This is a genomic window from Sphingomonas sp., from assembly GCF_019242355.1.
Taxonomy (GTDB): Bacteria; Pseudomonadota; Alphaproteobacteria; order Sphingomonadales; family Sphingomonadaceae; genus Sphingomicrobium.
In genome coordinates, this window is record NZ_JAFAVR010000016.1 from 1 (window position 1) to 2272 (window position 2272).

Below are 2272 nucleotides of genomic sequence, written 5' to 3' on the forward strand. Positions count from 1 at the left end.
TTGCACAGCCCCTTCGCGCGGCGCTTACGGGCAGGACCAGCTCGCCGGGTATTTTTGACGTCCTCATGTTGCTGGGTAAGGGCGAAAGCCTGAGCCGCATTGCCGATCAGCTAGTGGAGCCGAATGCATGACCGAGAAGACAGTCACCCTGAACACCCCCGCCGGAAATTTCGATTATCCGGTGCTGGACGGTTCGGTCGGTCCCGAGGTCATCGATATCCGCAAGCTGTATGGCCAGACGGGCATGTTCACCTACGACCCCGGCTTCACCTCGACCGGGAGCTGCGAGAGCAAGATTACCTATATCGATGGCGAGAAGGGCATCCTGCTCCATCGCGGCTACCCGATCGAGCAGCTGGCCGAGAAGTCGAGCTTCATGGAGGTCGCCTACCTGCTGATCCACGGCGAGCTCCCGACCCAGCAGGAACTCGATTCATGGGTCCGGACCATCACTCGCCACACAATGGTGCATGAGCAGCTTGCGACCTTCTATCGCGGTTTCCGCCGGGACGCGCACCCGATGGCAATCATGTGCGGGGTCGTCGGCGCCCTGTCGTCCTTTTACCACGACAGCACCGACATCACCGATCCCGACCAGCGGATGATCGCTTCGCACCGCCTGATCGCCAAGATGCCGACACTGGTCGCGATGGCCTACAAGTACAGCCTCGGCCAGCCCTTCATGTTTCCTCAGAACAGCCTGACCTACACCGGCAATTTCCTGCGCATGACCTTCGGCGTCCCGGCTGAGCCCTATGAGGTCAATCCGATCATTGAGCGGGCGATGCGGCGGATTTTCATCCTCCACGCCGACCATGAGCAGAATGCGTCGACCTCCACCGTGCGGCTCGCGGGGTCGTCGGGAGCCAACCCCTTCGCCTGCGTCGCAGCCGGCATCGCCTGCCTGTGGGGGCCGGCGCACGGCGGCGCCAACGAGGCCGCGCTGAACATGCTGCGCGAGATCGGGACCACGAAGCGTATTCCCGAATATATCGCCCGCGCCAAGGACAAGAACGACCCCTTCCGGCTGATGGGCTTCGGCCACCGGGTCTACAAGAACTTCGATCCGCGAGCGAAGGTGATGAAGGCGACCGCCGATGAGGTGCTGAAGGAGCTGAACATCTCCGACCCTGTGCTCGACGTCGCCAAGGAGTTGGAGCACATCGCTCTCAACGATGAATATTTCATCGAGAAGAAGCTCTACCCGAACGTCGATTTCTATTCCGGTGTGATCCTGAACGCTATCGGCTTCCCGACCGACATGTTCACGGCGCTGTTCGCGCTTGCCCGGACGGTCGGCTGGGTGGCGCAGTGGAACGAGATGATCTCGGACCCCGAGCAGAAGATCGGCCGGCCGCGGCAGCTCTATGTCGGCGCGCCCCAGCGCGACTACGTGCCGGTCGAGAAGAGGACCAGCGCCGCCTGATCAAGCACTCGGAAGGGTGAGGGTGAAGCGGGCGCCCTGACCCGGAATGCTTTCGAGCGTGACGTCACCGCCCATCGATCGCGCGAGCCGGCGCGAGATCGCCAGCCCAAGGCCGGTGCCGCCAGCCTTCTCGTCGGCGCGCTCGAACCGCTCGAAGATGCGCTGCTGGTCGGCGCCCTCGATCCCCGGCCCCTGGTCGGAGACGGTGACGGATGCGGTCCCGGACGTGCGTGAGAACTGGAGCTGCACGGAGCCGCTTTCCGGCGAGTGACGGACGGCATTCCCAATCAGGTTGACGAGGATCTGGATGACCGCCCGCTCCTCGCCGCTGGCGCGAAGGGCGGCTGCCGAATCGACTGCGATCGCGACCCGCCGGTCCTCGGCGGCGGATTCGAGCATGACAACCGCTTCGGCGGCAAGCGCGGTGAGATCGACCGTCGTGTGATCGTTGGCGCCGTCCTCGCTCATCGACTGGACAACGGACAGCAGGTGGCGCGCGGCGGCGGCGATATCGCCGCCATAGGTCGCGTAATTGTTGCGCAACGGCCCATCGGCGCGCTCGACGATTCGCTCGGCGCTCTCGATGATCCGGTCGAGCGGCGAGCGAAGCGCCTCGTCCAGGGCATGGTCGAAGGCGGCGCTTCGCGCCTGGACCTGGCCGGGCGGCGGCTCGTCCTGCGTGTCGGCGGTGCCGCGGAAACCGGCGAAGCCGCCGTCGGAGGTTGTCACGACCTCCCCGGAAAGGACCAGCCTGCGGTTGCCGTCCGAGCGGCTCCTGGCGACCTGGCCAGTGAAGCTGCGGCGGCTGGCGAGCGCGTTGACCAGCGGCATCTCGCCCATGTCGTC

Annotated in this window: 3 protein-coding genes; 2 read left to right on the forward strand and 1 reads right to left on the reverse strand. The window is 65.1% G+C overall.

The window, feature by feature from the left end; genetic code table 11:
* On the forward strand, positions 1 to 131 hold a 131-nt coding region (locus JOZ79_RS00660; RefSeq protein WP_294069196.1), incomplete at its 5' end, for a hypothetical protein.
* Positions 128 to 1426: a citrate synthase gene (locus JOZ79_RS00665; protein ID WP_294069190.1), complete on the forward strand. Its 1299-nt coding sequence runs from the start codon at positions 128 to 130 to the stop codon at positions 1424 to 1426. The genes JOZ79_RS00660 and JOZ79_RS00665, both read left to right, overlap by 4 nt.
* Here the strand turns inward: JOZ79_RS00665 and JOZ79_RS00670 are convergent.
* A partial coding sequence (locus JOZ79_RS00670) for a HAMP domain-containing sensor histidine kinase (RefSeq protein WP_294069193.1) occupies positions 1427 to 2272 on the reverse strand: 846 nt, incomplete at its 5' end.

Bases quoted from the DNA above. Each gene is read 5' to 3' on its own strand.
- JOZ79_RS00665 (WP_294069190.1), top strand. From the start codon at position 128: ATGACCGAGAAGACAGTCACCCTGAACACCCCCGCCGGAAATTTCGAT.